Source organism: Sphingomonas sp., assembly GCF_036402235.1.
In the GTDB taxonomy this organism is placed as follows: domain Bacteria; phylum Pseudomonadota; class Alphaproteobacteria; order Sphingomonadales; family Sphingomonadaceae; genus Sphingomonas.
The window spans coordinates 20,332-29,100 of the sequence record NZ_DASWTG010000088.1 but is presented as its reverse complement, the minus strand read 5'-3'; the positions used below and the strand labels follow the sequence as shown (position 1 = coordinate 29,100).

Genomic DNA, 8,769 nt, shown 5'->3' with positions numbered 1-8,769 from the left:
TCGGGGAAACGGCGGGAGACGCGGGCGTCCTTGACCCAGCCATATTCCAGCAGCCGCTGGCGGATCGCGGTCACGTCGAGCAGCGGCATGGCGGTGGTCTTCTGGTCGGCGGCCAGCTCATAGACCGGGCGCGGGTCCATCCGCTTGATGCCGCGCACGTCGATGCTCTTCACCCGGAATCCGGCATCGCCGACTGCCTCGCCGGCCGCAATCCCGACCTTGGCCGGGACGTCGAGCGCGATCAGCGCGACCGCCGCGATCGCGACGACGAACAGGCCGAATGCCCAGCCCGCGATCCGGTTCGCCTGGGCCTCCTTGACCGGAAGCTTCGATGCCAATTTCTTCGGTACGGAGACGCGCGATCCGGGCTTTCGCCGGGCCTGGCCCGACGCCCCCCGCCGGACATGTGCTGCGCTCACGTCTCGGCGACCTCCCTGACCTTGGCATCGGCCAGCGCCTCGGCGACGATCCGCTCGCACAGCTCGCCGTAGCTGATGCCGCGCTGCTTGGCCTGCTCGGGCACCAGGCTAAGCGGGGTCATGCCCGGCTGCGTGTTGACTTCGAGCAGGTAGACTCCCGCTTCGCCCTGCGTGTCGTCCCAGCGGAAGTCGCTGCGCGACGCGCCCTTGCAGCCGAGCAGCCGGTGCGCGGCGAGCGCCATATCCATCATCACCTGCGCGACATTGGCCGGGATCTCGGCCGGGCAGACATGGGTGGTGAGGCCATCCGTAGATTTGGCGTCATAGTCGTAAAAGCCCTGCACCGGCTTCAGCTCGGTGACGCACAGCGCCTCGTCGCCGAGCACCGCGACGGTCAGCTCGCGGCCCTTGATGAACGGCTCGGCCAGCAGCTTCTCGAAGTGGAGCCAGGGGCCTTCCGCCCTGGCGCTGATCGGATGGCCATAATTGCTTTCGTCGGTGACGATCGCCACGCCAACCGAGCTGCCCTCGTTGACCGGCTTCAGCACGTAAGGCCGCGCCATCGGGTCGCCCTCGTAGAGCGACTTGCTTGCGACCACCTTGCCCTTGGGCATGCGGATCCCGTGCGGGACCAGCACCATCTTGGTCAGCTCCTTGTCGATGGCGATGACCGAGGTTTCGATGCCGCTGTGGGTGTAGGGGATCTGCATCAGGTCGAGCATGCCCTGGACGGTGCCGTCCTCGCCCGGAGTCCCGTGCAGCGCGTTGAACACCACGTCGGGGCGGATGCCGGCCAGCACCTGCGCGACGTTGCGGTCCATGTCGACCGGCGTGACGTTGGTGAAGCCGCGCTCCTTCAGCGCCGCGACGATGCCCTGGCCGCTGGTCAGCGACACCTCCCGCTCGGACGACCAGCCGCCCATCAGCACGACGATGTTGAGGTTCCGATCGAGCTGTTCTGACACGCTCACGCCACTCCGATCCGCTGGATTTCCCATTCAAGGGTGATGTTGGTCTTGTCCTGCACCCGGCGCCGAACTTGCTCGCCCAGCTCCTCGATGTCGGCACTGCTAGCGTTACCGAGGTTCAAGAGGAAATTGCAATGCTTCTCCGAGACTTGCGCATCGCCCCGGCGCAGGCCGCGGCAGCCGGCCGCGTCGACCAGCGCCCAGGCCTTGTGGCCGGGCGGGTTCTTGAAGGTCGAGCCGCCGGTGCGGCTGCGCAAAGGCTGCGATTCCTCGCGGGCTCGGGCGATGCGGTCCATCTCGGTCCCGATCAACACCGGGTCGCCAGGGATGCCGCGGAACACAGCCTCGACGACGATCGCGCCCTCCGGCAGTTCGCTGTGGCGATAACTGTAGCCGAGCTTTCCGGCCGGCCATTGCTCGACGCTGCCGTCCTTCAGCACGACGGTGCAGCTGACGAGGATGTCCTGCACCTCGCGGCCATAGGCGCCGCCGTTCATCCGCACGAAGCCGCCGACCGTGCCGGGGATCGAGCGCAGGAACTCGACGCCGGTGATCCCCGCATCGCGCGCCGTGGAAGAAACGAGGATGCCGCTCGCCCCGCCGCCGCACTTGAGCGTCGTGGCATCGACTCGCTCGACCTTGGCAAAGGGTTTGCCCAGCCGCACCACCACGCCCGGCACGCCGCCGTCGCGCACGATCAGGTTGGAGCCGAGGCCGAGCGCCATCACCGGCACCTCGGGGTCGAGGCCGGCGAGGAAATCGGCGAGGTCGTCGACATCCGCCGGCTCGAACAGCCATTGCGCATTGCCGCCGCTCTTGAACCACACCAGCGGCGCCAGCGGCGCATCGGCGGTGAGCTTTCCGCGGACCTTGGGGAGCAGCGCGACGGTCATGACCGCCCTCCGTTCCCCTGCGAAAGCAGGGGCCCAGGGCGGCGAGCGATGTCCGTGATAACCCTGGGCTCCTGCTTTCGCAGGAGAACAGGAATGCGGGACTGGCTCACTTCATCCCCCACAGTTTCGCCCATTGCTTCCAGTATTTGAGGTTCGCCTCGGCCGCCTTCTGCCCTGCCTGCTGGAGGTCGTTCACCTGCTCGCCGGCATCGAGCAGCTTCTGCGCCGCGTCGAGATGCGCCTTCTGCGCGCGCAGGATCTCGCGCTGCATGTCGGTGGCGAGGGTGAACCAGTCGCTCATGCGGCGACCTTTCGTTGCGCATTTACCGCATCGGCGAGGCCCGCGGCCCATTTGGTAATGTCGCCCGCACCGAGGCAGACGATCAGGTCGCCTGGCTGCGCAATCTCCGCAATCTTCACCGCCAGCGCCGAGGCATCGGCGATGGTCGCCGCCGAGCGATGGCCACGCTCGCTGGTGCGCGCGACGAGTGCTTTGGCATCGACGCCCTCGATCGGCGCCTCGCCCGCGGCATAGACCGGGCTCACGAACACCATGTCGGCGTCGTTGAACGCCTGCGCAAAGTCGTCCATCAGATTGCCGAGGCGAGAATAGCGGTGCGGCTGGACCACCGCGATCACGCGACCCTCGACGCTCTCGCGCGCCGCCGCCAGCACCGCGCGGATCTCGACCGGGTGATGGCCGTAATCGTCGATCACGATCGCGGGATTGCCGCTGTCAAAGCCGATCTCGCCGACCTTGGTGAAGCGGCGCTTGACCCCGCCGAACTTGGCGAAGCCGTTCTGGATGGTTGCGTCGTCAATGCCCATCTCCAGCGCCACGCCGATCGCGGCGAGCGCATTCTGGACATTGTGGCGGCCGGGCATCGGCAGATCGATTCCCTCGATCGAGCGGGTGGTGCCGTCGCGCGAGCGGATGATCGCCTCGAACTTGTTGCCCCCGGCATGCGGCGTCACGTTGACCCCGCGCACGTCGGCGCTGGCGGCGAAGCCATAGGTAACGATGCGCCGATCGCGCACACGCGGGATGATCGCCTGGACCTCGGGATGATCAAGGCAAAGCAAGGCCGCGCCGTAGAAGGGCACATTCTCGACGAACTCGACATAGGCGTCCTTGGCCTTGTCGAAGCTGCCATAGTGATCGAGATGCTCGGGATCGATGTTGGTGACGACCGCGATCGTGCCGTCGAGGCGCAGGAAGCTGCCGTCGCTCTCGTCGGCTTCGACCACCATCCACTCGCTATCGCCGAGCCGGGCGTTGGAGCCATACTGGTTGATGATGCCGCCATTGATCACGGTGGGATCGACCCCGCCCGCATCGAGCAAGGCCGCGATCATCGAGGTGGTCGTGGTCTTGCCGTGCGTGCCCGCCACCGCGACGGTCGACTTGAGCCGCATCAGCTCGGCCAGCATCTCGGCGCGGCGCACCACGGGGATGCGGCGGGCATAGGCGGCCTGGACTTCGGGATTGTCGCGCTTGATCGCGGTCGAGGTGACCACCACCGCCGCGTCGCCCAGATTCTCGGCGCGCTGGCCGATCGCGATGTGGATGCCGCGCTTGCGCAGGCCTTCGACGACATAGCCCTCGGCGCTGTCGCTGCCCTGCACCTTGTAGCCGAGATTGTGCATCACCTCGGCGATCCCGGACATGCCGATCCCGCCGATGCCGACGAAATGGATGGTGCCGATATCCTTGGCGACGCCCTTCATGCGTAAGCTGCTTTCTCTATGGTGACCGGTTTTGCATGCCCTTGCCCCGCCGAGGCCCAATCGGCGTCGATCGACTCCACAAGGTCGGCCAGATCGCGCGCGGCATCCGGACGGCCGACGCTGCGCGCGCAGGCCGCCGCATGGGCGAGCGCTGCAGGCTCCAGCCCCAGCTTCTGCATCTGCTTGGCCAGTTCCTGCGCGGTGAAGGCACGCTGCGGGATGGTGCGCGCGCCGCCCGCCTCGCTGATCTCGCGCGCATTGGCGGTCTGGTGGTCGTCGGTCGCGCCGGGCAAGGGAACGAGGATCGCCGGACGGCCGGCTGCGGTCAGCTCGGCGATAGTCGAGGCGCCAGCGCGCGCGATCACGAGATGCGCCCAGGCCAGCCGCTCTGGCAGGTCGGGCAGATAGGTCGCGATCTCGGCCGGGATGCCATGATCGGCATATTTGCGGCGCACCTCGTCGATATCCTCGACACGCGCCTGATGCGTCACCTGAAGCCGGCGGCGGAAATGGACGGGCAGCAACGCGAGACCGTCGGGCACGACCTGGCTCAGCACCGATGCGCCCTGGCTCCCGCCGGTCACCAGCACGCGGAAGATGCTATCCTCGTCCAGCGCGGGATAGGGCTTGAGCCGCAAGTCGAGCACCGCCTGCCTGACCGGGTTGCCGACCAGGTGGGTCCTGCTTTCATAGGCGGGCTTGAGCCGCTCGACAGTCTCATAGCTGGTGGCGATCGCGGCGACCTTGCCTGCGACCAGCCGGTTGACCCGGCCGAGCACGGCATTCTGCTCGTGGACCACCGCCGGCACCTTGGCCGAGAACGCCGCCATCAGCGCCGGGAGCGAGGCATAGCCGCCGAACGCGATCACCGCCGAGGGCCGGAACTCGCGGTACAGCGCGCGCACCTGCGCCCGGCCCTTGCGCATCGCGTTCGCCGCGCGCAGCCAGCCAAGCGGCCCGCCCGAGAAGCGCGACGCCGGCACCACCCGCGTCTCGATCCCCTCGAACAGGTCGGGGAAGCGCACGCCGCGCTCGTCGCTGACCAGCGCGACCTTGTGCCCGCGCCGCATCAGCTCGGTCGCCAGCGCCGCCGCCGGGACCATGTGCCCCCCGGTGCCGCCAGCCGCCAATACGTAACGCTTTGCCGAACTCATCAACCGCTTCCTCGAACCGTATAGGGTGAGCGCTTCAAATACGGATTCCGCCGCGTGAAGGCGAGCAATAGTCCCATCCCGATCGACAATGCGACCATCGACGACCCGCCATAGGAAATGAACGGCAGCGTCATGCCCTTGGAGGGGGCAAGGCCCGTGTTCACCGCCATGTTGATCAGCGCCTGAATCCCGAATTGGGCCGCCAGCCCCGCTGCGGCGAGCAGGCGGAACGAATCCTCCTCGTCCAGCAGCTTGACCAGCACGCGCAGGATGATCGCGAGATAAAGGATCGCGATGCCGATGCACGCGATCAGCCCGAACTCCTCGCCGACGACCGAGAAGATATAGTCGGTATGCGCCTCGGGCAACTTGAACTTGACCGTCCCGCCGCCCGGCCCGGTGCCGGTCGCGCCACCGCCGGTAAGCACGGCATGCGCCATGTCGGTCTGGTAGTGCTCGGCCGCCGCCTTCTCGGGATCGGGGAACAGGAAGCTGTCGATACGCGTGCGCGCGGTATCGTAGAAGAGATAGGCCGCGATCACCCCGGCAACGGCACCCCCGCCCAGCACGCCCATCGCGCGGGTCGAGATGCCGGCCAGCATCAGCAGCACGATCCAGACGAGGCCGAACACCATCGTCTGCCCGAAGTCCGGCTGCTTCATCAGCAGCGCCGCGACCAGCGCGGTCAGCACGCCGGTGAGCGGGATCACCGGCAGATCGGCATCCTTCGACCGCATCGACAGCAGCCAGGCGGTGGTGACGATGAAGAAGGGCTTGAGGAACTCGGAGGGCTGGACGCTGGCGAAGCCGAAGCCGATCCAGCGCCGCGCGCCGTTCACCTCGGCGCCGAAGAAGCCCGCGACGGCGACAAGCATGACGCACACCGCAGTGCCGACGATCGCCATGCGCCGCGCAAGGCTGACCGGCAGCATCGAGACGATCAGCAGCACCGGCACCGATACGCCGACCCACACCGCCTGCCGCCAGAAATAGTGCATCGACGCGAACTGCGTGTCGCCGTCCGAATAGCGCACCGCCGAGGCCGGCGACGCCGCGGCGACTGCGACTAGCCCGATGCCGATCAGCAGCACCGCGAGCAGCAGCAGGATGCGGTCGATCTCCCAGAACCACAGGCCGAAGCTGGAATTGCTTCCGCGGCTCAGCTTGTCCTCGACCTTGGCGCGCCAGCCTTTGCTGCGCACGACGGGCAGGTTCCGCCTCACATCGGTCATTGCAGTGCCCCCACCGCGACGCGGAACTGCGCGCCGCGATCCTCGAAATCGCTGAACTGGTCGAACGAGGCGCAGGCGGGCGAGAGCAGCACCGTCTCCCCCGGCTTCGCCTGCGCCGCAGCCGCCTTCACCGCCGCGGCCAGCGTGCCGCTCTGCTCGACCGGAAATTCGCCGTCGAGCAATTGCGCGAACCGCTCGGTCGCATCGCCGATCGTGTAGGCGCGGACGACATGCGGAAAGCCCGGACGGCACGCATCGAGATCATCGGTCTTGGCGAGCCCGCCGAGAATCCAGTGGATCCGGCCGAACGCCTCGAGCGCGGGCGCGGCGGAGGTCGGGTTGGTTGCCTTGCTGTCGTTGACGAACAGCACGCCGTTCCGCGTCGCGACGCGCTCCATGCGGTGCGGCAGGCCGGGAAAGCTGGCAAGTCCCGCCTCGATCGCATCCTGCGCCACGCCGAGCGCCTCGCACGCAGCGATGGCGGCGAGCGCGTTCTGGGCATTGTGCGGCCCCTGCAGCGCGGGCCAGCGCGACTGGTCCATGCACACGCCCGGCGCGATCCTGGTCAGATCCTCGGCGCGGCCCGCACGCGCGACCTGCCTGGCGATCGCCTGCGAAGCCTGGTCGCCGATGCCGATGATCGCGGCATGCCCCTTGGCCTGCATCGCGAACAGCCGCGCCTTGGACGCGGCATAGCCCTCGAACCCCGCATAGCGATCGAGATGATCGGGGGTGATGTTGAGCAGCACCGCGACATCGCAATCGAGGCTATGGGTCAGGTCGATCTGGTAGCTCGACAGTTCGAGCACATAGACGCCGCCTTCCGGAAGCGGCTCCTGACCCAGGATCGGCAGCCCGATATTGCCGCCGAGCCGCGCGGGCACGCCCGCGGCGTCGAGGACATGGTGGATCAGCGCGGTGGTGGTCGACTTGCCGTTGGTGCCGGTGATGCCCACCACCCTGTGCCGCGGCAGTCCGCCACGCGCCTGTGCGAACAGCTCGATATCGCCGATCAGCGGTGCGCCCGCCGCGCGCGCCTTTGCAGCGATCGGGTGCTTGTTGATCGGCACGCCGGGGGACACGACCACCCCCGAAAAGCCGGTGAGGTCGGCCTCGACCGGATCCGCGAGCGTCAGCGTGCCCGCTGCCGCCGGATCGGGATAGAAGGTCGAGCGCACCGCGTCCTTGGCGTCCCAGGCGGTCACCTGCGCGCCGGCGCTCAACAACGCACGCACCGTCGCCAGCCCGGACCGCGCAAGCCCCAGCACCGCAAAGCGTTTGCCGCGCCAGGAGGTGCTGGCGATCACCGCAGCTTCAGCGTCGACAGGCCCGCGAGCGCTAGCACGAAGGCAATGATCCAGAAGCGGATCACGACGGTCGGCTCGCTCCAGCCCATCTGCTCGAAATGGTGGTGGATCGGCGCCATCTTGAACACGCGCTTGCCGGTGCGCTTGTAGACGAACACCTGGATGATGACGCTCATCGCCTCGACCACGAACAGCCCGCCGATGATCCCCAGCACCAGCTCGTGATGCGCGACCACCGCGATCGTGCCGAGCGCGCCGCCGAGCGCAAGGCTGCCGGTATCGCCCATGAACACCGCCGCCGGGGGCGCGTTGAACCACAGGAAGGCGAGGCCCGCCCCCATGATCGCGCCGCAGAAGATGGCGAGGTCGCCCGCGCCGGGCACGTGCGGGATGCCGAGATAATTGGCATAGATCGCATTGCCGGCGAGATAGACGATCAGCAGGAACGCCATGCTGGCGATGATCACCGGCATCGTCGCGAGCCCGTCGAGGCCATCGGTAAGGTTCACGGCATTGCCGAACGCGACGATCGTGAAGGCGGCGAACGCGATGTAGAAATAGCCGAAATCCACGCTGAACTGGCTGAAGAACGGCACGTAGAGCACGGTGCCGTTCTGCTGGGTGATCACCCAGGCCGCGGCCCCCGCGATGACGAACTCGCCGAGCAGGCGCACCTTGCCCGAAACCCCCGCGGTGCTCGCCTTCCTCACCTTGTCATAATCGTCGAGGAACCCGATCATCCCGAAGCCCAGCGTCACGAACAGGCATGCCCAGACATAGGGGTTGGTGAGGTCCATCCACAGCAGCACCGACAACGCCAGGCTGGTGAGGATCATCAGCCCGCCCATGGTCGGCGTGCCGCGCTTGGCGAGGTGGCTCTGCGGACCGTCGCTGCGGATCGGCTGCCCCTTGCCCTGGCGGACGCGCAGCCAGCCGATGAAGCGCGGGCCGATGATCAGGCCGATGATCAGCGCCGTCGCCACCGCCGCGCCGATCCGGAACGACAGATAGCGGATCAGGTTGAGGACGCTCGGGAAGCCCAGCCACTCTGCGATCTCATACAGCACT

9 protein-coding genes are annotated in these 8,769 nt (G+C 67.6%); all 9 read right to left on the bottom strand.

Features of this window, described 5'->3' with window-relative positions:
* A partial coding sequence (locus VGD28_RS17810) for an FtsQ-type POTRA domain-containing protein (RefSeq protein ID WP_331029698.1) occupies nucleotides 1-338 on the bottom strand: 338 nt, incomplete at its 3' end.
* 77 nt (nucleotides 339-415) lie between these two features.
* A complete protein-coding gene (locus VGD28_RS17805) occupies nucleotides 416-1,417 on the bottom strand; it encodes a D-alanine--D-alanine ligase (protein ID WP_414714520.1) in 1,002 nt (333 codons plus the stop codon).
* The gene (gene murB, locus VGD28_RS17800) at nucleotides 1,387-2,280 is read right to left on the bottom strand and encodes a UDP-N-acetylmuramate dehydrogenase (RefSeq protein ID WP_331029696.1); all 894 of its coding nucleotides are present in this window, start codon (nucleotides 2,278-2,280) and stop codon (nucleotides 1,387-1,389) included. The genes VGD28_RS17805 and murB overlap by 31 nt, the downstream gene beginning before the upstream one ends.
* A gap of 106 nt (nucleotides 2,281-2,386) precedes the next feature.
* Nucleotides 2,387-2,581, bottom strand: coding sequence for a hypothetical protein (locus tag VGD28_RS17795; RefSeq protein ID WP_331029695.1), 195 nt, complete (start codon nucleotides 2,579-2,581; stop codon nucleotides 2,387-2,389).
* Nucleotides 2,578-4,008, bottom strand: a complete 1,431-nt coding sequence (gene murC, locus VGD28_RS17790) for a UDP-N-acetylmuramate--L-alanine ligase (protein WP_331029694.1) — start codon at nucleotides 4,006-4,008, stop codon at nucleotides 2,578-2,580. The genes VGD28_RS17795 and murC overlap by 4 nt, the downstream gene beginning before the upstream one ends.
* A complete protein-coding gene (gene murG / locus VGD28_RS17785) occupies nucleotides 4,005-5,162 on the bottom strand; it encodes an undecaprenyldiphospho-muramoylpentapeptide beta-N-acetylglucosaminyltransferase (protein WP_331029693.1) in 1,158 nt (385 codons plus the stop codon). Before murG ends, murC begins: the two co-directional genes overlap by 4 nt.
* Complete coding sequence (locus tag VGD28_RS17780; protein WP_331029692.1) at nucleotides 5,162-6,394, bottom strand: putative peptidoglycan glycosyltransferase FtsW; 1,233 nt, start codon at nucleotides 6,392-6,394, stop codon at nucleotides 5,162-5,164. The genes murG and VGD28_RS17780 overlap by 1 nt, the downstream gene beginning before the upstream one ends.
* Entirely contained in the window at nucleotides 6,391-7,701 is a 1,311-nt protein-coding gene (gene murD / locus VGD28_RS17775) for a UDP-N-acetylmuramoyl-L-alanine--D-glutamate ligase (protein WP_331029691.1), read from the bottom strand. Before murD ends, VGD28_RS17780 begins: the two co-directional genes overlap by 4 nt.
* A complete protein-coding gene (gene mraY / locus VGD28_RS17770) occupies nucleotides 7,698-8,768 on the bottom strand; it encodes a phospho-N-acetylmuramoyl-pentapeptide-transferase (protein WP_331029690.1) in 1,071 nt (356 codons plus the stop codon). The genes murD and mraY overlap by 4 nt, the downstream gene beginning before the upstream one ends.
* Nucleotide 8,769 lies beyond the last annotated feature (1 nt).